The sequence below is a fragment of the Pseudomonas syringae genome, assembly GCF_002157375.1.
GTDB classification, from domain to species: Bacteria; Pseudomonadota; Gammaproteobacteria; order Pseudomonadales; family Pseudomonadaceae; genus Aquipseudomonas; species Aquipseudomonas syringae_T.
Window position 1 is genome coordinate 184,172 of record NZ_MTSA01000012.1, and the last position, 20,897, is coordinate 205,068.

General features: G+C 56.5%; 24 protein-coding genes, 2 tRNA genes and 1 pseudogene. 23 read left to right on the forward strand and 4 right to left on the reverse strand.

Features of this window, described 5'->3' with window-relative positions:
* Window positions 1–31 precede the first annotated feature (31 nt).
* The 13 genes from ruvA to nadA all read left to right on the forward strand — a co-directional run bounded on the left by ruvA (window position 32) and on the right by nadA (window position 10,055).
* Window positions 32–640: a Holliday junction branch migration protein RuvA gene (gene ruvA, locus BW686_RS16915; RefSeq protein ID WP_084918701.1), complete on the forward strand. Its 609-nt coding sequence runs from the start codon at window positions 32–34 to the stop codon at window positions 638–640.
* On the forward strand, window positions 641–1,702 hold the full coding sequence (gene ruvB / locus BW686_RS16920) for a Holliday junction branch migration DNA helicase RuvB (protein ID WP_084918702.1): 1,062 nt from the start codon (window positions 641–643) through the stop codon (window positions 1,700–1,702). It begins immediately after the preceding gene.
* A 133-nt stretch (window positions 1,703–1,835) separates the two neighbouring features.
* Window positions 1,836–2,303 carry a tol-pal system-associated acyl-CoA thioesterase gene (gene ybgC / locus BW686_RS16925; protein ID WP_005891989.1) on the forward strand — a complete coding sequence of 156 codons (468 nt, stop codon included), beginning with the start codon at window positions 1,836–1,838 and terminating at the stop codon, window positions 2,301–2,303.
* Entirely contained in the window at window positions 2,293–2,988 is a 696-nt protein-coding gene (gene tolQ, locus BW686_RS16930; protein WP_002554655.1) for a protein TolQ, read from the forward strand. The genes ybgC and tolQ overlap by 11 nt, the downstream gene beginning before the upstream one ends.
* Before the next feature lie 14 nt (window positions 2,989–3,002).
* Window positions 3,003–3,467, forward strand: coding sequence for a protein TolR (gene tolR / locus BW686_RS16935; RefSeq protein WP_002554654.1), 465 nt, complete (start codon window positions 3,003–3,005; stop codon window positions 3,465–3,467).
* Window positions 3,467–4,561, forward strand: a complete 1,095-nt coding sequence (gene tolA / locus BW686_RS16940; protein WP_084918703.1) for a cell envelope integrity protein TolA — start codon at window positions 3,467–3,469, stop codon at window positions 4,559–4,561. Before tolR ends, tolA begins: the two co-directional genes overlap by 1 nt.
* A gap of 47 nt (window positions 4,562–4,608) precedes the next feature.
* A complete protein-coding gene (gene tolB, locus BW686_RS16945) occupies window positions 4,609–5,859 on the forward strand; it encodes a Tol-Pal system beta propeller repeat protein TolB (RefSeq protein WP_373271026.1) in 1,251 nt (416 codons plus the stop codon).
* Window positions 5,860–5,911: 52 nt separating this feature from the next.
* On the forward strand, window positions 5,912–6,415 hold the full coding sequence (gene pal / locus BW686_RS16950) for a peptidoglycan-associated lipoprotein Pal (protein WP_005891998.1): 504 nt from the start codon (window positions 5,912–5,914) through the stop codon (window positions 6,413–6,415).
* A 6-nt stretch (window positions 6,416–6,421) separates the two neighbouring features.
* On the forward strand, window positions 6,422–7,237 hold the full coding sequence (gene ybgF, locus BW686_RS16955) for a tol-pal system protein YbgF (RefSeq protein WP_084918705.1): 816 nt from the start codon (window positions 6,422–6,424) through the stop codon (window positions 7,235–7,237).
* Window positions 7,238–7,408: 171 nt separating this feature from the next.
* Window positions 7,409–8,056 (forward strand): 7-carboxy-7-deazaguanine synthase QueE, encoded by a 648-nt coding sequence (queE, locus tag BW686_RS16960; protein ID WP_084918706.1) that lies wholly within the window; start codon window positions 7,409–7,411, stop codon window positions 8,054–8,056.
* A 16-nt stretch (window positions 8,057–8,072) separates the two neighbouring features.
* On the forward strand, window positions 8,073–8,747 hold the full coding sequence (gene queC / locus BW686_RS16965; protein WP_179149295.1) for a 7-cyano-7-deazaguanine synthase QueC: 675 nt from the start codon (window positions 8,073–8,075) through the stop codon (window positions 8,745–8,747).
* Between the two features lie 63 nt (window positions 8,748–8,810).
* Window positions 8,811–8,886 (forward strand) — tRNA-Lys (locus tag BW686_RS16970).
* 110 nt (window positions 8,887–8,996) lie between these two features.
* Window positions 8,997–10,055, forward strand: coding sequence for a quinolinate synthase NadA (gene nadA / locus BW686_RS16975; RefSeq protein ID WP_084918708.1), 1,059 nt, complete (start codon window positions 8,997–8,999; stop codon window positions 10,053–10,055).
* An 83-nt stretch (window positions 10,056–10,138) separates the two neighbouring features.
* Here the strand turns inward: nadA and BW686_RS16980 are convergent, their stop codons facing one another.
* Complete coding sequence (locus BW686_RS16980) at window positions 10,139–11,572, reverse strand: M48 family metalloprotease (protein WP_084918709.1); 1,434 nt, start codon at window positions 11,570–11,572, stop codon at window positions 10,139–10,141.
* Window positions 11,573–11,714: 142 nt separating this feature from the next.
* Between BW686_RS16980 and BW686_RS16985 the strand changes: the two genes are divergently transcribed.
* Entirely contained in the window at window positions 11,715–11,966 is a 252-nt protein-coding gene (locus BW686_RS16985) for a sulfurtransferase TusA family protein (RefSeq protein WP_084918710.1), read from the forward strand.
* A 33-nt stretch (window positions 11,967–11,999) separates the two neighbouring features.
* On the forward strand, window positions 12,000–13,070 hold the full coding sequence (locus tag BW686_RS16990; RefSeq protein ID WP_084918711.1) for an AI-2E family transporter: 1,071 nt from the start codon (window positions 12,000–12,002) through the stop codon (window positions 13,068–13,070).
* Between the two features lie 53 nt (window positions 13,071–13,123).
* Here the strand turns inward: BW686_RS16990 and BW686_RS16995 are convergent, their stop codons facing one another.
* Both BW686_RS16995 and BW686_RS17000 read right to left on the reverse strand, forming a co-directional pair.
* Window positions 13,124–13,597: a peroxiredoxin gene (locus tag BW686_RS16995; RefSeq protein WP_084918712.1), complete on the reverse strand. Its 474-nt coding sequence runs from the start codon at window positions 13,595–13,597 to the stop codon at window positions 13,124–13,126.
* 9 nt (window positions 13,598–13,606) lie between these two features.
* Window positions 13,607–14,170, reverse strand: coding sequence for a glycine cleavage system protein R (locus tag BW686_RS17000; protein ID WP_005892076.1), 564 nt, complete (start codon window positions 14,168–14,170; stop codon window positions 13,607–13,609).
* Between the two features lie 325 nt (window positions 14,171–14,495).
* On the opposite strand from BW686_RS17000, the gene dapA reads away from it, so the two are divergent.
* The 8 genes from dapA (at window position 14,496) to BW686_RS17040 (ending at window position 20,331) form a co-directional block, all read left to right on the forward strand.
* Entirely contained in the window at window positions 14,496–15,374 is an 879-nt protein-coding gene (gene dapA / locus BW686_RS17005) for a 4-hydroxy-tetrahydrodipicolinate synthase (RefSeq protein WP_084918713.1), read from the forward strand.
* Between the two features lie 18 nt (window positions 15,375–15,392).
* The gene (gene bamC, locus BW686_RS17010) at window positions 15,393–16,511 is read left to right on the forward strand and encodes an outer membrane protein assembly factor BamC (protein WP_084918714.1); all 1,119 of its coding nucleotides are present in this window, start codon (window positions 15,393–15,395) and stop codon (window positions 16,509–16,511) included.
* Window positions 16,512–17,270: an MBL fold metallo-hydrolase gene (locus tag BW686_RS17015; protein ID WP_084918715.1), complete on the forward strand. Its 759-nt coding sequence runs from the start codon at window positions 16,512–16,514 to the stop codon at window positions 17,268–17,270. It begins immediately after the preceding gene.
* A gap of 28 nt (window positions 17,271–17,298) precedes the next feature.
* Window positions 17,299–18,009 (forward strand): phosphoribosylaminoimidazolesuccinocarboxamide synthase, encoded by a 711-nt coding sequence (gene purC, locus BW686_RS17020; RefSeq protein ID WP_084918716.1) that lies wholly within the window; start codon window positions 17,299–17,301, stop codon window positions 18,007–18,009.
* Window positions 18,010–18,100: 91 nt separating this feature from the next.
* A tRNA-Ser gene (locus BW686_RS17025) sits at window positions 18,101–18,190 on the forward strand.
* A 229-nt stretch (window positions 18,191–18,419) separates the two neighbouring features.
* Complete coding sequence (locus BW686_RS17030; RefSeq protein WP_084918717.1) at window positions 18,420–19,064, forward strand: GIY-YIG nuclease family protein; 645 nt, start codon at window positions 18,420–18,422, stop codon at window positions 19,062–19,064.
* 74 nt (window positions 19,065–19,138) lie between these two features.
* Window positions 19,139–19,627, forward strand: coding sequence for a DUF5343 domain-containing protein (locus BW686_RS26545; protein ID WP_143514197.1), 489 nt, complete (start codon window positions 19,139–19,141; stop codon window positions 19,625–19,627).
* A gap of 137 nt (window positions 19,628–19,764) precedes the next feature.
* A complete protein-coding gene (locus BW686_RS17040) occupies window positions 19,765–20,331 on the forward strand; it encodes a Swt1 family HEPN domain-containing protein (protein ID WP_084918719.1) in 567 nt (188 codons plus the stop codon).
* Window positions 20,332–20,606: 275 nt separating this feature from the next.
* Here the strand turns inward: BW686_RS17040 and BW686_RS17045 are convergent.
* A pseudogene (locus BW686_RS17045) lies at window positions 20,607–20,897 on the reverse strand (transposase domain-containing protein); the annotation flags it as partial.

A 20,897-nucleotide genomic window follows, 5' to 3' on the forward strand; every position in this document is an offset into this window, starting at 1 on the left:
AAGCGACTGGCAACACGAAAGGATCTGAAACGTGATTGGACGTTTACGCGGCGCTATCGCCGAGAAGCAGCCTCCGCATCTGGTGCTGGATGTCAACGGTGTCGGCTATGAGCTGGAAGTGCCGATGACCACGCTGTATCGGCTGCCGCATGTCGGTGAAACCGTGACGCTGTACACCCATCTGGTGGTGCGCGAAGACGCGCACCTGCTCTATGGCTTCTACGAAAAGCGCGAGCGTGAGTTGTTCCGTGAGCTGATTCGTCTCAACGGCGTGGGGCCTAAACTGGCGCTGGCGCTGATGTCTGGCCTGGAAGTCGATGAGCTGGTACGTTGCGTTCAGGCTCAGGACACCTCGGCGTTGACGCGTATTCCGGGGGTGGGCAAGAAAACTGCCGAGCGTTTGCTGGTCGAGCTCAAAGACCGTTTCAAGGCCTGGGAGGCATTGCCCGGCACCTTTGCGCTGGTTTCCAGTGGGCCTAATCAGGCCGAACCCGTTGCGTCGGCCGAATCCGATGCGGTCAGCGCACTGATTTCGCTGGGTTACAAACCACAGGAGGCGAGCAAGGCTGTCTCCGCTATCAAGGAAAAAGATTTGAGCAGTGCAGATCTGATTCGTCGCGCGTTGAAGGGGATGGGTTAAGTGATAGATGCCGACCGCCTGATAACCGCCGTTGGCGGCCGTGATCGTGATGAGCAGATGGACCGCGCGATTCGTCCGCTGAGCCTCGCTGACTACATTGGCCAGCCCACTGTGCGCGAGCAGATGGAGTTGTTCATCCAGGCTGCCCGAGGCCGTAACGAGGCGCTGGACCATACGCTGATCTTCGGCCCGCCCGGTCTGGGCAAGACCACTCTGGCCAATATCATCGCTCAGGAAATGGGCGTGTCGATCAAGAGTACGTCCGGCCCGGTGCTTGAACGGCCCGGTGATCTGGCGGCGATTCTGACCAACCTTGAACCCAATGACGTGCTGTTTATCGACGAAATCCATCGGTTATCACCGATTGTCGAGGAAGTGCTGTACCCGGCGATGGAGGACTTTCAGCTCGACATCATGATCGGTGAAGGGCCTGCGGCACGTTCTATAAAGCTGGACCTGCCGCCCTTTACGCTGGTGGGCGCGACCACTCGCGCGGGCATGCTGACCAATCCTCTGCGTGACCGTTTCGGCATTGTTCAGCGTCTTGAGTTTTACAATATCGCTGATCTCTCGACGATCGTGTCGCGTTCGGCCGGCATTCTGGGTCTGGTTATCGAGCCTCAGGGGGCTTTCGAAATTGCCAGGCGCGCGCGGGGCACGCCGCGTATCGCCAACCGTCTTTTGCGTCGTGTGCGGGATTTCGCCGAAGTTCGTGGCAACGGGCAGATCACCCGGCAGACTGCCGACAAGGCGCTGAACCTGCTGGATGTCGATGAACATGGCTTTGATCATCAGGACCGGCGCCTATTGCTGACCATGATCGAGAAGTTTGACGGTGGTCCGGTAGGCGTCGACAGCCTTGCAGCGGCCATCAGTGAAGAGCGTCACACAATTGAAGACGTGCTGGAGCCCTATTTGATCCAGCAAGGCTATATCATGCGCACACCTCGCGGTCGGGTGGTCACCCGCCATGCGTATCTGCATTTCGGGTTGAATATCCCTTCACGAATGGGTGAGATGCCGGCAGCAGGTGACTTTGTTGATGACGCCGTGGATTTATAGCAATGCGGTGCAATTTATTCCCGGTTCCTGTGGTCACATTGCCAGTCTCGCGGCCGATACCGGTAATAAGCTGTAAAACGTTGAAAAACAGTTGCCTGAGCCGATTGGCAACCTGAGGAGTAAGCACTAGAGTATGCGCGCGCAAAACGGGGTTCAGTCGTTCGCACATCGCTGTCGCGTTTATTACGAGGACACCGATGCTGGCGGCATCGTCTACTACGTCAATTATCTGAAATTCATGGAGCGGGCTCGTACCGAGCGGCTACGGGATCTGGGGTTTGCCCAGTCCGAACTGGCGCAGGAAAACCTTTTATTTGTCGTGCATTCCAGTGAGGCGCGTTATCACAAGCCGGCGCGGCTGGATGACGAGCTGCTTGTCAGTGCAGAAGTAACCGAATTGAACCGCGTCAGCCTGCGTTTTACACAGCAGATCAGGCGGGCGTCAGATGCAACGCTGCTCTGTGAAGGGCAGTTCCTGGTGGCGTGCGTACGCGCCGATAGTTTTAAACCCCGGGCCATTCCCGAAGCTCTGCGAGCGGCCTTTGCCGACCAGGGCGGCGCGGGCATACATTCAGAGCAGGAGATAAAGCGTGGAAGCTAACGTCGTCGACCATTCCTCCATGTGGAGTTTGGTCAGCAATGCCAGCATTGTTGTTCAGTTGGTCATGCTGATTCTGGTGGCCGCTTCGGTCACTTCGTGGATCGTGATTTTTCAGCGCAGCAACATGCTGCGTGCAGGTCGGCGCGCACTGGACAGCTTTGAAGAGCGCTTCTGGTCGGGTATCGACCTGTCCAAGCTGTACCGTCAGGCCGGCAGCAATCCTGATCCGGATTCGGGCGTCGAGCAGATCTTTCGTGCCGGTTTCAAGGAATTTTCCCGCCTGCGTCAGCAGTCCGGTGTCGATCCTGATGCGGTCATGGAAGGTGTGGCGCGTGCCATGCGTGTGGCAATCTCCCGCGAGGAAGAAAAACTCGAAGCCGGTTTGCCGTATCTGGCGACCGTGGGTTCCACCAGTCCGTATGTCGGCCTGTTCGGTACTGTCTGGGGCATCATGAACTCCTTCCGCGGTCTGGCGACCGCGCAGCAGGCGACCCTGGCCACTGTCGCGCCAGGCATTGCCGAAGCACTGATTGCAACGGCCATCGGTCTGTTTGCAGCCATCCCGGCCGTTATTGCCTACAACCGTTTCGCCGCGCGCAGTGAGACCTTGATCAGCCGTTACTACACGTTCGCTGACGAGTTCCAGGCCATCCTGCACCGTAAAGTGCATACCAGCGAAGAGTGAGCAGGTAATTCCCCATGGCTTTAATCGCTCGAGATCGTCGCAGAAAACGCAAGCCGGTCGCCGAAATGAACGTAGTGCCCTACATCGACGTGATGCTGGTGTTGCTCGTGATTTTCATGGTGACGGCTCCCATGATCAACCAGGGCGTGAAGGTCGATTTGCCCAAGGTCTCCAGCGAGGCTTTGCCGCAAGACAACAACAATCAGGTCCTGACCATTTCGATCAAGGCTGACAAGACCTATTACTGGAACCTTGGCAGCGAAGTCGATACCGACAAGCAGATGGACAAGGCAATGACCCTGCCGCAACTGACCGCCGCCGTGACCAAGATCGTCGCCGCCGGTCGTGACGCAGGCAAGCAGACGCAGGTTTTCATTCGTGGTGACAAGACCGTCGATTACGGCTCGGTCATGGGCACGATGGGCGGGCTGCAGAAGGCTGGGGTCGGGAATGTTGGCTTGATTACCGAGGCACCCTGATGCAGCCGATTCGAGAGCCGTCCGCCTCGGAAAGCTACTTCTGGCCCAGTGTCTGGGCCGTGGCATTGCACATTCTGATTTTCGGCATGCTGTTCGTCAGTTTTGCCATGACTCCGGATTTGCCCGAAGCCAAGCCTATCGTTCAGGCAACGCTCTATCAGCTCAAGTCCAAGAGCCAGGCCACTACCCAGACCAACCAGAAGATTGCCGGTGAGGCGAAGAAAACCGCTGCGCGACAAACTGAAGTCGAACAGCTGGAACAGAAAAAGATCGAGCAGTTGAAGCAGGACGCTGTAAAAGCTGCGGAACAAAAGAAAGAAGAGTCGGCTCAAAAAGCCGAAGAGCAGAAAGCAGCCGACGAAGCCAAGAAGGCCGAGCAGAAAGCGGAGGAAGCCAAAAAGGCTGACGATGCCAAGAAAGCCGACGAAGCCAAGAAGGTCGCTGATGCCAAAAAGGCTGAAGATAAGCAACTGGCTGACATAGCCAAGAAGAAGGCTGAAGACGAGGCGAAGAAAAAAGCCGAAGAAGACGCCAAGAAAGCCGCCGCCGAGGAAGCCAAGAAACAGGCTGCTGATGAGGCCAAGAAAAAGGCCGCAGAAGACGCCAAGAAGAAAGCTGCCGAGGACGCGAAGAAAAAGGCTGCCGAAGACGCCAAGAAGAAAGCCGCTGCCGACTCCGCCAAGAAGGCGCAGGAAGCCGCTCGCAAATCCGCTGAAGACAAGAAGGCGCAGGCACTGGCCGATTTGCTGTCCGACAAACCGGAACGGCAACAGGCTCTGGCTGATGAGCGTGGCGATGAAACGGCTGGCAGTTTCGATGACCTGATTCGTGTTCGAGCGTCTGAAGGTTGGAGTCGTCCTCCTTCGGCACGTAACAACATGTCGGTAACGTTGCAGATAGGCATGTTGCCGGACGGTACGATTGCGTCGGTATCGATTGCAAAGTCCAGTGGTGACGGACCGTTCGACAGCTCTGCGGTTGCAGCGGTGAAGAACATTGGACGTTTGACAGAAATGCAGGGTCTGAAGCCGGCTGACTTCGCTCCCTATCGTTCATTCAAGATGACATTCACACCTGGAGATCTAGCCTTGTGATCAACCTTTTTCGAGGACTGCTCGTCGTTCTCTGTTTCGCGTCAGGAATAGTGGCGGCAGAAGAAAAGAACATTCTGGTCACCAGTGGCAGTGACCGCGCGGCTCCAATCGCGGTTGTGCCATTTGGCTGGCAGGGCGGCAGCGTGCTGCCGGAAGACATGGCAGAGATCGTGAGCAACGACCTGCGCAACTCAGGCTACTACGCGCCGATTCCCAAGCAGAACATGATCAGCTTGCCGACCCAGGCCAGCGAAGTCATTTTCCGTGACTGGAAAGCGCTGGGCGCCCAATACGTCATGGTCGGCAACATCACGCCGGCTGGCGGACGTCTGCAGATTCAGTACGCGTTGTTCAACGTGGCGACCGAACAGCAGGTGCTGACCGGCAACGTATCCGGTACCAACGACCAGTTGCGCGACATGGCGCATTACATCGCCGACCAGTCGTTCGAGAAGCTCACCGGTATCAAAGGTGCGTTTTCGACCCGGATGCTGTACGTGACGGCCGAACGCTTTTCGGAGAACAACACGCGTTACACCCTGCAGCGTTCGGATTACGACGGTGCTCGTGCGGTGACGCTGTTGCAATCCCGCGAGCCGATCCTGTCGCCGCGTTTTGCGCCTGACGGCAAGCGTATCGCCTATGTGTCGTTCGAACAGAAGCGTCCGCGCATCTTCGTTCAGCATATCGATACGGGTCGTCGCGAGCAGATCACCAACTTCGAAGGCTTGAACGGCGCGCCTGCATGGTCCCCGGATGGCAACAAGCTGGCCTTTGTTCTGTCCAAGGACGGCAACCCGGAAATCTACGTCATCAACCTGGCGTCGCGTCAATTGAGTCGTGTCACCAACGATTCTGCAATTGATACCGAACCTTTCTTCGGAAAGGACGGGTCTACGCTATACTTCACGTCGGACCGTGGCGGCAAGCCACAGATCTACAAGACGAATATCAATGGCGGCGGTGCCGAACGTGTAACGTTCGTGGGTAACTACAATGCCAACCCGAAATTGTCAGCCGATGAAAAGACGCTGGTAATGATTCACAGGCAGGACGGCTTCACTAATTTCAAGGTAGCAGTGCAGGATTTGGCCCGCGGTAGCGTAAAAATCCTCACAGATAGCAACCTTGATGAGTCGCCTACTGTTGCGCCCAATGGCACCATGGTAATCTACGCCACCCGCCAGCAGGGCCGGGGAGTCTTGATGCTCGTGTCCATTAACGGACGCGTAAGGCTCCCGCTTCCTACCGCTCAAGGCGAAGTCAGAGAACCTTCCTGGTCCCCTTACCTGAACTGACGCGGCGCTACACGTTTTGCTTAACACACTGGGGTTCATTAGGAGTTTCAAGATGGAAATGCTGAAGTTTGGTAAATTTGCTGCGCTGGCTCTGGCCATGGCTGTAGCTGTAGGTTGCTCGTCCAAGGGCGGCGACAACGCCGGCGCTGGCGGTGCTGCTGTTGATCCTAACGCTGGTTACGGCGCTAACTCTGGTGCCGTTGACGGTTCCCTGAGCGAAGAAGCTGCTCTGCGCGCAATCACCACCTTCTACTTCGAATACGACAGTTCGGACCTGAAGCCAGAAGCCATGCGCGCTCTGGACGTTCACGCCAAAGACCTGAAAGCTAACGGCGCTCGCGTTGTTCTGGAAGGCAACACCGACGAACGTGGTACTCGTGAGTACAACATGGCACTGGGCGAGCGTCGTGCGAAAGCCGTTCAGCGCTACCTGGTTCTGCAAGGTGTTTCCCCAGCTCAGCTGGAACTGGTTTCCTACGGCGAAGAGCGTCCAGTTGCTACCGGCAACGACGAGCAGTCGTGGGCTCAGAACCGTCGCGTCGAACTGCGTAAGTAATTTGACATGCGAACGTGCCGACGTGCTCTAACCGTTTTGGCCCTCACTCTTCCGCTTTCAGCGATGGGTGCGGCACCTGTGGTCGATAATAATTCTGGCTCTGGCAGCAGCAGTTATCCGCCAGCGGGTTATGGCACGTCCGGCGCCTACGCCGGGGGAGGGGTTACGGCCCCTGCCTCGGCGCAAGGTCAGCTGTTCATGCAGTTGCAGCAAATGCAGGACGAAATCGCGCGTTTGCGCGGTGTTGTCGAGGTTCAGCAAAACGATATCCAGCGCATGAAGCAGGAAGCTCTGGAGCGTTATCAGGAACTCGATCAACGCATAGCCAGTGGCGCTGCCGCTCCGGCTACCAATAATTCTCAACCTTCTGGTGGCGCTATCGACGCCAGTGGGACGCCTTCGGCCTCAGCGGCCCAGGCACCGGCAGCAGGCACCGAGCCTCCTGACCCGGCGAAGGAAAAGCTTTATTACGAAGCGGCCTTCGATTTGATCAAAGCGAAGGACTTCGATAAAGCCAGTCAGGCGTTTACCGCGTTCCTGCGTAAATACCCGAACAGCTCTTATGCGGGCAATGCCCAGTATTGGCTGGGCGAAGTCAACCTGGCCAAGGGCGACCTTCAGGGTGCCGGTCAGGCGTTTGCCAAAGTCAGCCAGCAGTACCCGAAGCATGCCAAGGTGCCTGATTCGCTGTACAAACTGGCAGATGTCGAGCGTCGTCTGGGTCATAACGACAAGGTAAAAGGTATTTTGCAGCAGGTCGTGGCCCAATATCCGGGTACGTCGGCTGCACAATTGGCGCAACGAGACCTCCAGCGTCTTTGATGCCCTGACCCGCTGATCAAGAAAGCCGCGCCAGTCGCGGCTTTTTTCGTTAGAATCTCGCCCCCGAAATTCCGGTACACCCTACGCTTTTCCGGATTCTGCGATTGCAGGGTCCCTTGAAGTGCCTGACGGAGGCGGACGGCCTGTTTAGCTGTTACGCCCGTGGCTGATATGCAAGACACATTACGCATCACCGAAATCTTTCACTCGTTGCAGGGTGAAACCCGTACGGCTGGCCTGCCCACCGTGTTTGTCCGACTGACCGGCTGCCCGTTGCGCTGTCAGTATTGCGACAGTGCTTACGCGTTCAGCGGTGGCGCCCTCCAGACGCTGGATGACATCCTCGGGCAAGTCGCGTCCTACCGTCCCCGCTATGTCTGTGTGACCGGCGGTGAGCCGCTTGCCCAGCCCAATGCGATTCCATTGCTCAAGCGTCTTTGTGATGCGGGTTACGAGGTGTCGCTGGAAACCAGCGGCGCGCTGGATATCTCTGCTGTGGACCCTCGTGTCAGTCGCGTCGTAGACCTCAAGACCCCCGGGTCGAAGGAAGTCGCACGTAACCGCTACGAGAACATGGAGCTGCTGACGTCGAACGATCAGGTCAAGTTCGTGATTTGCTCGCGGGAGGACTACGACTGGGCTGTTTCCAAGCTGATCCAGTACGGGCTGGACCGTCGCGCGGGCGAGGTGCTGTTTTCGGCCAGCCATCACGAACTCAAGGGTCGTGATCTGGCGGACTGGATCGTCGCGGATAATCTGCCGGTACGCCTGCAGATGCAGTTGCATAAAATTCTTTGGGATGACGAGCCGGGGCGCTGAAATGACTGAATTGACCATGAATAAAAAAAGAGCGGTGATCCTGTTGTCCGGTGGCCTGGACTCCGCCACGGTCGTTGCGATGGCTCGTGCTGAAGGTTACGTCTGCTACACCATGAGCTTCGACTACGGCCAGCGTCATCGCGCCGAGCTGGACGCCGCTGCGCGCGTTGCACGCGATCTGGGGGCGGTCGAACACAAGGTCATTGGCCTGAACCTCAATGGCATTGGCGGCTCGGCGTTGACCGACAGCTCTATCGCGGTGCCTGAGTCTCCATCCGAAGGGATTCCGGTAACTTACGTGCCGGCGCGCAATACCGTATTTCTCTCGCTGGCCCTGGGTTGGGCAGAGGTGCTGGGCGCGCGGGATATCTTCATCGGCGTCAATGCCGTGGACTATTCGGGCTACCCGGATTGCCGTCCCGAGTTCGTCGAGTCTTTCGAGCGTATGGCGAACCTGGCCACCAAGGCCGGTGTGGAAGGGCAGGGCTTCACCATCAGGGCTCCGCTGCAGAACCTGAGCAAGTCGGACATCGTCAAGGCAGGTAGCGCTTTGGGTGTGGATTACTCGCTGACGGTGTCCTGCTATCAGGCCGATGATCAAGGCCGTGCGTGCGGTAAATGCGACAGTTGCCGCTTGCGCGCAGAAGGCTTTGCGGCTGCCGGAATGGCCGACCCGACACGTTATTTTTAAAGTTTTTCAAAATAGGTGTTGAATTACTGATAAAAATCAGTAATATACGCGCCACACAACAGAGGGTCGTTAGCTCAGTTGGTAGAGCAGTTGGCTTTTAACCAATTGGTCGTAGGTTCGAATCCCACACGACCCACCATTTCGAAAATCTGGAAGGCCCATGAAAATGCGGATTTCCAGGTTTTTTTTTGCCTGTCTTTCGGGTGTAAACTTGTTCCTTGCGCTCTGGCGCCTTCAGGTCCCGCGAACATGACACAGATTTCCGAACGTTTTCTGGTGCAGGCTCATCTCGACGCCAAGCAGCCCAAAGCTTTGAGCCCCGATGAGCAGGCGCATTTTCGCGCCGAAATTGCGGCTGAGCTGAAGAAGCAGGACGCGGTCATGGTCGCTCACTATTATTGCGACCCGGAAATTCAGGCGCTGGCCGAAGAAACGGGCGGCTGCGTGGCGGACTCTCTGGAAATGGCCCGTTTCAGCAACAGCCACTCAGCCAGCACCGTGCTGGTGGCCGGGGTGCGTTTCATGGGCGAGACGGCCAAGATTCTCAACCCGGAAAAGCGCGTGTTCATGCCGACGCTGGAAGCCACCTGTTCGCTCGACGTGGGCTGTCCGGTCGATGAGTTTTCCGCGTTTTGCGATCAGCACCCGGAGCGCACCGTTGTGGTCTACGCCAACACATCGGCGGCAGTCAAAGCCCGTGCCGACTGGGTAGTGACTTCCGGTTGCGCACTGGAGATCGTTGAAAGCCTGATGGACAACGGCGAGAAGATCATCTGGGCTCCCGACAAGCATCTTGGGCGCTATATTCAGCGTGAAACCGGTGCCGACATGTTGCTGTGGGACGGTGCCTGCATTGTTCACGAGGAATTCAAATCCAAGCAGCTTGAAGACATGAAAGCCTTGTACCCCGAGGCTGCCATTCTGGTTCACCCGGAGTCGCCCGAAGCCGTGATCGAGCTGGCTGACGTGGTCGGCTCCACCAGTCAGATGATTGCCGCCGCACAGCGATTGCCTAACAAGATGTTCATTGTCGCGACCGACCGGGGCATTTTCTACAAGATGCAGCAGTTGTGTCCTGACAAGATCTTCATCGAGGCCCCTACGGCCGGTAATGGCGCGGCATGCCGTAGCTGCGCGCATTGCCCGTGGATGGCGATGAACACGCTTGAGCGCACCTTGCAGTGCCTGCGTGAAGGCACTCATGAGATAGTCGTTGACCCCGCGCTGATCCCTAACGCGGTTCGTCCGCTGCAGCGCATGCTGGATTTCACCCAGGCGGCGCGTATCAGGCAGGCCGGTAACGCCTGACAGCAAAAAGCCCGACGGCAGGGGCGGGCTTTTTGATTTCCGGACCGGCTCGCCGTGACGTGACGTCGGGTGGGCGGGCCTGATCAGTTCATCATGTCCTTGACCATTCGCTCCTGCTCGACCAGGTCCTTCTGCCGTGCGTCGATGCGCGATGCCAGCTGGAAGTTGTTGGCGGCCCTGCGTTTGGCGAAGTCCAGCTGCTGAATGGCCTGACGGAAGTCACCCACCAGTGCAAAGTACTCGGCGCGGGCCTGATGCAGGCCGATCGTGTTGCCATTCAGGCCGCGGGTTTCTGCCACCACATACCAGATGTCAGGATCGTCCGGACGGGTCTTGAGCAGTGCCTCCAGACTTTTTTCGGCTTCTGCGGTGCGATTCTGCTTGAGCAGCACATCAATGCGCACGTCATTGAGTGGATAGCTGCCTGGGTACAGCGTCAGCATGCGGTCAACGCGTTGCTGAGCATCGGCCAGTCGATTGTTGGTGATGTCCAGATCGATCTGCGACAGGTTGTACGTGATGTCGTTCGGCGCTTTCTCCAGCAGCGGCTTGAGGCTCTCGCGAGCTTCATTGAGCTGGCCGCCCTTGATCTGGGCGATGGCCAGTCCATAGCGTGCGGCATCGGAATTGGGGTTTTCAACCAGTTGGGCGCGGAAGCGTTTAGCCGCGATCCCCGGTGTTTCTTCATAGATCAGTGCAACGCGTGCGCGCATCAGTTGATACAGCAAGCTGTCTTCCTTGCCACCCGGCTTGGCCTGTTCGGCGCGGTTGCGCGTGTCGGCAATCCGCGATTCGCTGACCGGGTGAGTCAGCAGGAACTCGGGAGGCTTGGCGTCGAATCGATACTGGCGCATGAGCCGCTCAAACATGGTCGGCATGTTGCGGGGGTCGTAGCCGGCTTTCTCCAGATTGAGGATGCCGATACGGTCGGCTTCCTGTTCGTTCTGACGCGAAAACCGGCGTTGCTCCTGGATCGCTGCCGCCTGAGAGCCGGCAATGGTTGCGATACCGGCATCACCAGCGCCGGCAGCCGCCATCACGATGCCCGCGAGCATCGCCGCCATCACCGGCACCTGCATGCGTTGCTGGGCTTCAATGCCCCTTGCGAAGTGGCGCTGAGACAAATGCGCCAGCTCGTGAGCCATGACCGACGCGTATTCGCCCTCGGTCTTGGCATTGAGAAACAGGCCGCCGTTGACACCGATAATCCCGCCAGGTGCGGCAAACGCATTGAGCTGCGGGCTGTTGATCAAAATGAATTCCAGACGGCGGTCCTGAACCTGACTGGTTTCGGCCAGGCGATACACCGTGGTCTCGACGTAATCCTTGAGTTGCGGGTCCGACAGTTGACCCACCTGGCTGCGCAGAAGGCCGAGCCAGGCACGGCCGAGACGATGTTCCTGCTCGGGAGAAACGATTGAGGAGCTGGCGTCGCCCAGGGACGGCAGATCATCAGCCATGCCGTGGGTTGCAAACAGGCAGGCGAGGGTGAGCAGTGTAGGACGCAAAAAATTCATGCACGAAGCTCTGGTCAGAAGAACCTGTACTGTAGCTGGCTGAATGGCGTGCTGACCAGAGTGAGGTATTCTTCCCGGCTTGTCCGCTGTGCCTTTTCGGACCTGCTCTTTGTAATTCAATGTGTCCGCCTGGAGAGAAAAGATGTCTGACGCTGTAGCGCCCCCTGACGCCTGTGACGCTGAGCTGGATGCCAGTGGGCTCAACTGCCCGCTGCCGCTGCTGAAAGCCAAGATGGAGCTCAATCGTCTGGCCAGCGGTGCGGTGTTGAAAGTGATCGCAACCGATGCCGGGTCACAGCGGGATTTTCGAACCTTTGCCAGGCTTGCCGGGCATGCGCTTATACATGAAGAGGTCGAGGCGGGTGTTTACCGTTACTGGCTTCGCAAGGCTTGATAGGCCGCCGTTTTTTTCCGAAAAGGATGTTTGATGTTCAATGTGATTCGCAACTGGGTACAACGCTATTTTTCTGACGAGGAGGCGGTGGTCCTGGCGGTTTTGCTGTTTCTGGCGTTCACCCTTGTTCTCACATTGGGCGGAATGCTGGCCCCGGTGCTGGCCGGGCTGGTTCTGGCGTTTCTGATGCACGGGCTGGTCAGCGTCCTGGAGCGCCTGCGCATGCCGGAAATGGCTGCGGTCGGTCTCGTGTTCACGTTGTTCATCGGCGTGCTGCTGTTGTTCTTGCTGGTGCTGGTGCCGCTGCTCTGGCATCAGATGATCACACTGTTCAATGAGGCGCCGGGCATGCTCGCTAAATGGCAATCGGTGCTGTTGCTGTTGCCTGAGCGCTATCCGCACCTGATTTCCGACGAGCAAGTGCTGTTGGCCATCGAAGTCGCTCGCGGCGAAGTGGGCAAGATCGGTCAGTTGGCGCTGACGTTCTCGATTTCCAGCCTGCCGTTGCTGGTCAATCTGATGATCTATCTGGTGCTGGTGCCCATTCTGGTGTTCTTCTTCCTCAAGGACCGGAACATGATTGGCCGCTGGGCGCGTGGTTACCTGCCGCGTGAGCGAGCGTTGCTCAATCGGGTCGCAGATGAAATGAAGCGCCAGATCGCCAATTACATCCGCGGCAAGGTCATCGAGATTTTTATCTGCGGTGGCGTGACGTACATCGCGTTCGTCGCGCTCGGGCTCAATTACGCTGCGCTGCTGGCGATGCTGGTCGGGATATCGGTCGTGGTGCCCTACGTCGGCGCTGTGGTGGTGACGGTGCCGGTGGCGCTGATCGGCCTGTTTCAATGGGGTTGGGGCGATCAGTTCATCTACCTGATGATCGCGCACGGCATCATTCAGGCGCTGGACGGCAACGTACTGGTGCCATTGCTGTTTTCAGAGGCCGTCAACCTGCACCCGGTCGCGATCATCTGCGCCGTGTTGCTGTTCGGCGGGCTGTGGGGCTTCTGGGGGATTTTCTTCGCTATTCCGCTGGCGACCCTGTTCAAGGCCGTACTCGACGCCTGGCCGCGCAATGAGCCGACGGTAGCGCCCTTGCTTTGACAGGCTGGAGTGAATCGCTGCGGCACCTTGCATGCCGCAGCCGGTCTCGGTAATCAGCCTTTGTTCAGGGCTTCGGCTTTGGCCAACACATCAGCCACATGGCCTGGCACCTTCACACCGCGCCACTCGTGACGCAGCACGCCATCCTTGTCGATCAGAAACGTGCTGCGGTCGACGCCCAGGTATTCCTTGCCATACAGCTTTTTCAGCTTGATGACGTCGAACAACTGGCAGAGCGCTTCTTCCTTGTCCGAAATCAGCTCGAACGGGAAGGACTGCTTGGCCTTGAAGTTTTCGTGGGTCTTCAGGCTGTCGCGGGAAACGCCCAGAACAACGGTATTGGCTGCCTGGAACTGCGCAATGTGATCGCGAAAGTCCTGGCCCTGAGTGGTGCAGCCTGGCGTGTTGTCCTTCGGGTAGAAATAAATCACGACCTGCTGACCCTTGAGGGCAGACAGCTCGACCGTCTGCCCGCTGGTAGCGGGTGCCTGAAAGTCGGGAACCGGTTGATCTACTGAAACGGCCATGAGAACTCCTTACATGGGGGCTTGTGGGCGCCAGGGTTCGATCAGCGCGTCGAGATTCAGTGCGTCGGCAAAGTCGAGGAACTGATCACGCAGCCAGCTGATTTGCGTGCCGGCAGGCAATGTCACCGTAAATGTGGCGTTGAGCATGGTGCCGCCGGTCTGCGGTGCCTGGTAGGTATCGCAGATGAGGTTTTCCAGTTCAACGTTGTGATCGATGAAGAACTGGCACAACTCGTTGATGATGTCCGGGCGATAGGCTGAACTGACGTACGCCACGTAGGGCAGGGCTTCGGGGCGATTTTCAAGCGTTGCACTGCGCACGACGCTGGTCGTGAAGGCGTGCTTCTTGGAAAGACCCGGAAGGCCTGTTTCGAGGCGCGCCAGAGCGTCCCACGTGCCGGAGATCTGCAGAATCAATGCGCTGCACTCGCCGTGGCGGGTGAGGCGTGACGTGACGACCGAACAACGGTTTTCATGGCTGGCGCGGCACAGGACGTTGGTCAGCTCCATGGGGTTGGCGCCAAGGGCACTGATGACAAGGAATTGTTCGCGAACTGTGGGGGTGGACGACATGCAGCATTCCTAGACGATGAGCGGTCGGTACTTTTTCGGACTTGCGGGGCTGTTTCGACAATCGATGGCGCGAGATTCCTTCCCGGTCCCCGGAACGTCTGGCTTGCATGAGCGAGCCATGACTGGGCTGGAGTGCGCTGGGGCAGGGCTTCTGGCGACAAATTCGACCGATTGAGCGAGGTACGCAGGTGACCAGTACCGATCAAAGGACAAAGGGTAGCGAAAACCAACGCTCAGGGGAATGCTCAGAGCGCGGTACTTCGCTTGTACAAGGCTGATAGCGCCAGTACCATTACGGCTCTCTTTTTCCGGCAGGAGCGGTTGCATGATTGCGGGCAGTATGGTGGCACTGGTCACACCAATGGATGCACAAGGTCGTCTGGACTGGGACAGCCTGAGCAAACTGGTTGACTTCCACTTGCAAGAGGGCACCCACGCCATTGTTGCCGTCGGCACCACCGGCGAATCGGCGACGCTGGATGTGAATGAACACATCGAAGTCATCCGCCGTGTGGTCGCTCAGGTTGCAGGTCGTATTCCGGTCATCGCCGGTACCGGCGCCAATTCGACGCGCGAAGCCGTCGAACTGACCACCAACGCCAAGACCGCTGGCGCCGATGCGTGCCTGCTGGTCACGCCTTACTACAACAAGCCAACGCAAGAAGGCCTGTTTCAGCATTTCAGCCACATCGCCAATGCCGTCGACATTCCGCAGATTCTCTACAACGTGCCGGGCCGTACCGCCTGCGACATGCTGCCAGAGACAGTTGCGCGTCTGTCGAACGTGAAAAACATCATCGGCATCAAGGAAGCCACCGGCAATCTGCAGCGCGCTCAGGACATTCTGGCCAGCGTCGGCAGCGATTTTCTGGTGTACTCCGGTGACGACGCAACAGCGGTCGAATTGATGTTGCTGGGCGGCAAAGGCAATATTTCCGTCACCGCCAACGTTGCACCGCGCGCCATGAGCGATCTGTGCGTTGCGGCCATGCGTGGCGACGCCGAGACGGCACGAGCGATTCATGAAAAGCTCATGCCGCTCAATAACACCCTGTTCATAGAATCCAACCCTATCCCTGTGAAGTGGGCCTTGCATGAAATGGGTTTGATGCCAGACGGTATCCGTCTGCCGCTTACCTGGCTCAGCGAAGCCTGTCACGAACCGCTGCGTCAGGCCCTGCGCCAGTCCGGCGTCCTGGTTTAATTGAGGAAGTATCACGCAATGAAGCGATTGGCCGGACTTTCCGCACTTGCTCTTATCATCTCCAGCACCAGCGGTTGCGGTTGGCTCTGGGGTGAAGATGGTTACTTCCGTGATCGCGGTAGCGATTACCTCCAGGCAACCCAGACCCCACCCATGCAGGTGCCCGCCGATGTCACAGGCGTCAAGCGTCTGGATCCGTTGCTGCCGATCCCGCGCAACGTGGCCGACAGCACCCAGAAAGACGGCGAATACACGGTTCCTCGTCCTCTGCCGCTGGCCACGACTTCAGAGTCGAGCGACTTTAGCCTGCAGAAAAGCGGCGATGCACACTGGATTCTGGCCCAGCGCCAACCTGCCGAAGTCTGGCCGGTGGCTCACCAGTATTTTGAAGACAACGGTTTCCGCATCGCTGAAGAGCGTCCGCAGACTGGCGAATTCAGCTCCTCGTGGCAGCGTCTGGACGAACTGTCCGCCTCGGTTGCCAAGCGTCTCAGCGCTGCTGGCGTAGCCGCCGATGCGGAAACCCGCGTGCGGGTTCGTATCGAGCCGGGCGTGCAGCGCAATACCAGTGAAGTCTATGTCGTCAGTGTTGAACGTCCTGCCGGCAGCACTGCCGACGTGGCGTTTCCTAATCGCACCACCAATATCGGTCTGGATGCGGCTCTGACGGACGACTTGCTTGCCAGCATGGGTCGCAACGCTGAAAAAGGCGGTTCGATCTCCCTGTTAGCGGCACGTGATTACGACACCCCGAGCCGCGTCGCGCTCAGCGAAGACGGCAGCGGCAACCCGGTGTTGAACCTCGGCGCCGACCTGGACCGTGCATGGTCGAGCGTCGGCCGTGCGCTGGATCAGGGCGACTGGCGCGTCGAGGACGTCAACCGCAGCCTGGGTCTGTATTACATCAACCTGGCCGAGAAGGCGAAAACGCCTGATAACGAGCCTGGCTTCTTCGGTCGGATGTTTGGCAGCAAGTCCACCAAGGAAGAGATCGATGCCCGCGCCGAGCGCTATCAGGTCCGCCTGAGCAAGGTGGGTGACAACGTTCAAGTGACCGTCGAGAAGAACATCAACACTGTTGCGCCTGCGGATGTCGCGCGCCGGGTGTTGAGCGTTATTCAAGACAACCTGGGTTAAGTGCGTTTCGCGGTTCTCGGCAGCGGCAGTCGTGGCAACGGCACGCTGGTCGCCAGCAACGATACGTACGTTCTGGTCGATTGCGGTTTCTCCCTGAGGGAAACCGAGCGACGTCTGGCTCGCCTGGGCGTCGCGGCCAGTCAATTGAGCGCGATTCTGGTGACCCACGAACATGCCGATCATGTGCATGGCGTGGGTCTGCTTTCCCGACGCTACAACGTGCCGGTCTACCTCAGCAGCGGCACCTTGCGCGGGATGCGCAAACCGGTGGAAGTGGCAGGGCTGCTGGCGGGCGGAGAGAGCTTGCGGATCGGCGCGCTGGACATCGATGTGGTGTCTGTTGCCCATGATGCGCTCGAACCGACCCAGTTCGTCTTCAATGACGGCAAGCGTCGTTTTGGCCTGCTGACGGACCTGGGGTCTTACTGTTCCAACGTATTGCAGCGTTATCACGGCCTGGATGCCTTGATGATCGAGGCCAATCACTGTCGCGACATGCTTGCCCGAGGCCAATACCCGGTCTTTCTCAAGCAGCGCGTCGGCTGTGAAACCGGTCATTTGAACAATCACCAGGCCGCCAGCCTGGTGAGCGAACTGGGATGGCAGGACCTTCAGCACCTGGTGCTGGCGCATCTCAGCAGCAAGAACAACCTGCCGCATCTGGCCCGGCAATGTTTTGTCGACACCTTGGGGTGCGACCCGGACTGGCTGCAACTGGCCGATCAAGATTCAGGGCTCGACTGGCGACATATCGCCTAGCCCAACTACTTAGCAAGCGGAGCCCATCATGGAAAAACGTGAAGAACTCTACCGCGGCAAAGCCAAATCGGTTTACAAGACCGACGACGCTGACCGCTTGATCCTGCTGTTCCGTAACGACACCTCGGCGTTCGACGGCAAGCGCATCGAACAACTGGACCGCAAAGGCATGGTGAACAACAAGTTCAACGCCTTCATCATGCAGAAACTCGAAGAAGCGGGCGTTCCCACCCAATTCGACAAGCTGCTGGGCGACAACGAGTGCCTGGTCAAGAAGCTCGACATGATCCCGGTCGAATGCGTCGTGCGTAACTACGCCGCCGGCAGCCTGGTCAAGCGTCTGGGCATCGAAGAGGGCACCAAGCTCAATCCGTACACCTTCGAGCTGTTCCTCAAGGACGACGCCAAAGGCGACCCTTTCATCAACGAATCCCACGTTGTGGCGTTCGGCTGGGGCACCGCCGAGCAACTGGTTCGCATGAAAGAGCTGTCGATCAAGGTCAATGACGTCCTGACCAAACTGTTCGACGACGCTGGCCTGCTGCTGGTCGACTTCAAACTCGAGTTCGGCGTATTCCACGGCGAAATCGTCCTGGGCGACGAATTCAGCCCGGACGGCTGCCGCCTCTGGGACAAAGACACCCGCAAGAAAATGGACAAGGACCGCTTCCGCCAGGGTCTGGGCGACGTCATCGAAGCCTACGAAGAAGTCGCGAAGCGTCTGGGCGTGCCGCTGTAAGCAGAAAAAGCACGCAAGCGCTTGATAGCACGAAAAAAATCAGCGGAAGGGCTTCGCCTTCCGCGCCGATGCTGTTATGATTCGCGCCGTTGGAGAGATGCCAGAGTGGCCGAATGGGACGGATTCGAAATCCGTTGTACCTTCACCGGTACCTAGGGTTCGAATCCCTATCTCTCCGCCATTATTAAAAGCCCTTGTAAATCAATGAGTTACAAGGCAAAAAAACGGTAATTATGTAGCAAAATTCTGTAGCAGTGCCTTTGAAGGCGGTGGAACAGAAAAAGCCTACAGATTGCCGTTTTTTTTCGCCCGCCTTTTTTCTGGGTTGCCTCTCAGTCGCTGAATCACTTTACCTTGCCCTTGGGGTGGCCTTTGGATAGCATCGGTGCTTATCACAAGGATGTTTGACTATGCTTACTCGCTCGTTCAAAGAAACGGTATGGTCCGTGGTGGAGGCTTCTCAGCAGCCTCTGACACCGCAAGAGATCAAAGAGGTCGTAAAGGCCCAATATCCAGAATTCCATGGTACGCCTTCACACCTTCGCAACGTTGAGCGGGGCCACTACACGACCTTAGATCATGCACTGTTAGCTCAGATTTATGGCGTGGTGAAGACCAATGATGAGTTCTTCTGTGACGACTCAACTAAACCTTACAAGGTATCGCTGACCACTGGCGAGCTTGCTGAAGATGCACCTGAGCTAGAAGACTTTGACGTATCCATCGGCAACGTTTACGTGTTGAAAACAGGAACCTATACTCAGCAGGGTCGCGAGATCATCAAAATAGGTTTCACATCTCAAGCTATAGAAAAGCGAATTTTGCAGCTCTACACAACTGGGGTGCCTTTCGAGTTCTCTGTTCATAAGGTTTACTCAACTCGGAATTTTATTGAACTTGAGCAAGCGCTGCACAAGTTGCTGACAGACTTTAGAATTAATAAGTCTCGAGAGTTCTTCACTGATGAGGTGATACCGTTTATTGACGGGGTAGTAGATCTTCATAAATTAATTCAGGCAGAAAAGCTTGATGACTATTTGTGCCCAGACAGGTAAGGAATGTTGATGTATGGGCGGCTTTCGGTTGCAGACGATTATTAAAATACGCTTATTGTACTCTGAGGTGATACATGGCTAAAGAATTACCATACCTTCCTACTTATAAAAATGTGGGTAAGCTATTTGAGGCAATTGAGTCAGCAAAAAAACCAGATATTTTAAATACAAGAGTGCTTGGGGAGACTTTTGGGATAAAGGGGACAGGTGATCGTCCTCTGATAGCTCTTCTTAAAACGCTTGGCTTTTTAGATCAGTCAGGAAGGCCAACAGCTAGTTACGATCTACTTAAAAATAGCGGGCAAGCGCCGCGTGCCATTGCCGAGGGTATACGGCGAGCCTATCAACCATTATTCGAAGCGAATGAATCTGCACACTTACTCGCCGGAGAGAGTTTGCGTGGTTTGATAGCTCAAGTTACTGGGGCGGACAAGGGCGTTACGGGGAAAATTGCCGGTACGTTGAATGCTCTTTTGAAGTTGGCCGATTTTTCGGATGATGACCAACGTCGGGAGAAAAAAACTCCGCAAGCAACGGATGAATTTATAGAGGACGATTTTTAAGAAAAAGAAACTCATAAGAAAAAGAAACCATCCGGGCTTCGTCCGGAGTTCCATTATAATATTCAGGTGCATCTTCCATCTAATGGTTCGGAGGAGACTTATCTAAATATTTTTAATGCTATTAGGAAAACATTTGAATGATCGATGAATCCAGGCTGGCGCTTTTTGTAATGCTCGGTCAGAGTGTCAGTGCCTCTATCGATGAGAAGATCGATCTAATTACACCACCTGCATTGAAAATCTCAGAAAATTACGATCTTTCCGCTGTTATTCCTGACCCCGTAAGGCGCGCATACGAAGCGTCTGAAGCCTATAGGCTGTTTTTTGTCTTTGAAAGCTATCTAAAGGAGTTTGTGACCGGCGCGCTAATTGCCAAAAATGGTGATGAATGGTGGGGTCAAGTTCCCAAAGATATCCAAGATGAAGTTGTAAAGCTGGAGGAAACTGAAGAAGCTAAAAGCTGGATGGCGCTAGGTTCCCGAGATAAATTGTCGCTGATGACATATCCACAGTTATTAAGAGTTATCGACGTCTGTTGGAAAACTCATTTTGAGGAGCTGCTAAGGGATAAGGCTCTTGTTCAGCAGGCTCGACTCATATCTCACTTGCGTAACACGATTTGTCATATGACGAATATATCGGTGGAGGAGTTGGAGCGGATAAGGCAGACGATGAGGGATTGGTTTAGAAGAATTGCACCTTGAGAGTGTTGGTGTTTTCATATAGTGAGTTTCGAGTGTTGGATATTAAAGATTGATACTATTTTAGTTGCTTTTGGTGCGAATTACGCTTCGAGTTTTCATTGGTGATATTTTAAGTTTTATCTTTTTTTAAAGACGTCAATAGTCCTCGTCGGTGCAGACGACGATTTCACGTATTTCTGTAGTAAAAATATGTAGCAAAAAATGTAAAGACCCTTGTAGGTGCTGGCTTTGTAAGCGCTCCATAAACCCCACCGAAATCAAAATGGATAGCGCGCTCAGCTAGGCGATGCGGGTGCGCAGTTCCACGGCAGCAACGCTTCGTAATCCTCAACCGAGGATGCCAGTGGCAAGCACTCAAGTGCGTTGCGCAGCCAAGCATAAGGCTCTTGGCCGTTGGCTTTGGCAGTCGCGACCACGCTGTAAAGTTGAGCACTGGCCGTTGCGCCCGTGGTCGTGTCGCTATACGGCTAGTGCTTTCTTCCGGTCACGAATGGACGGATCGCGCGCTCAACGGCGTTGTTGTCGAGTGGCAGGTAGCCTTCCTCGACGTATCGCTCCAGCTTGCT

What these genes read in the sequence shown, in the direction of transcription:
- ybgF (WP_084918705.1), top strand. Translation starts at nt 6,422, where the DNA reads ATGCGAACGTGCCGACGTGCTCTAACCGTTTTGGCCCTCACTCTTCCG.
- purC (WP_084918716.1), top strand. Translation starts at nt 17,299, where the DNA reads ATGGAAAAACGTGAAGAACTCTACCGCGGCAAAGCCAAATCGGTTTAC.
- dapA (WP_084918713.1), top strand. Translation starts at nt 14,496, where the DNA reads ATGATTGCGGGCAGTATGGTGGCACTGGTCACACCAATGGATGCACAA.
- BW686_RS16980 (WP_084918709.1), bottom strand. Translation starts at nt 11,572, where the DNA reads ATGAATTTTTTGCGTCCTACACTGCTCACCCTCGCCTGCCTGTTTGCA.
- bamC (WP_084918714.1), top strand. Translation starts at nt 15,393, where the DNA reads ATGAAGCGATTGGCCGGACTTTCCGCACTTGCTCTTATCATCTCCAGC.
- ybgC (WP_005891989.1), top strand. Translation starts at nt 1,836, where the DNA reads ATGCGCGCGCAAAACGGGGTTCAGTCGTTCGCACATCGCTGTCGCGTT.
- BW686_RS16990 (WP_084918711.1), top strand. Translation starts at nt 12,000, where the DNA reads ATGTTCAATGTGATTCGCAACTGGGTACAACGCTATTTTTCTGACGAG.
- BW686_RS17000 (WP_005892076.1), bottom strand. Translation starts at nt 14,170, where the DNA reads ATGTCGTCCACCCCCACAGTTCGCGAACAATTCCTTGTCATCAGTGCC.
- nadA (WP_084918708.1), top strand. Translation starts at nt 8,997, where the DNA reads ATGACACAGATTTCCGAACGTTTTCTGGTGCAGGCTCATCTCGACGCC.
- BW686_RS17030 (WP_084918717.1), top strand. Translation starts at nt 18,420, where the DNA reads ATGCTTACTCGCTCGTTCAAAGAAACGGTATGGTCCGTGGTGGAGGCT.
- BW686_RS16985 (WP_084918710.1), top strand. Translation starts at nt 11,715, where the DNA reads ATGTCTGACGCTGTAGCGCCCCCTGACGCCTGTGACGCTGAGCTGGAT.
- tolA (WP_084918703.1), top strand. Translation starts at nt 3,467, where the DNA reads ATGCAGCCGATTCGAGAGCCGTCCGCCTCGGAAAGCTACTTCTGGCCC.
- pal (WP_005891998.1), top strand. Translation starts at nt 5,912, where the DNA reads ATGGAAATGCTGAAGTTTGGTAAATTTGCTGCGCTGGCTCTGGCCATG.
- BW686_RS16995 (WP_084918712.1), bottom strand. Translation starts at nt 13,597, where the DNA reads ATGGCCGTTTCAGTAGATCAACCGGTTCCCGACTTTCAGGCACCCGCT.
- queC (WP_179149295.1), top strand. Translation starts at nt 8,073, where the DNA reads ATGAATAAAAAAAGAGCGGTGATCCTGTTGTCCGGTGGCCTGGACTCC.
- tolR (WP_002554654.1), top strand. Translation starts at nt 3,003, where the DNA reads ATGGCTTTAATCGCTCGAGATCGTCGCAGAAAACGCAAGCCGGTCGCC.
- BW686_RS17040 (WP_084918719.1), top strand. Translation starts at nt 19,765, where the DNA reads ATGATCGATGAATCCAGGCTGGCGCTTTTTGTAATGCTCGGTCAGAGT.
- BW686_RS26545 (WP_143514197.1), top strand. Translation starts at nt 19,139, where the DNA reads ATGGCTAAAGAATTACCATACCTTCCTACTTATAAAAATGTGGGTAAG.
- queE (WP_084918706.1), top strand. Translation starts at nt 7,409, where the DNA reads ATGCAAGACACATTACGCATCACCGAAATCTTTCACTCGTTGCAGGGT.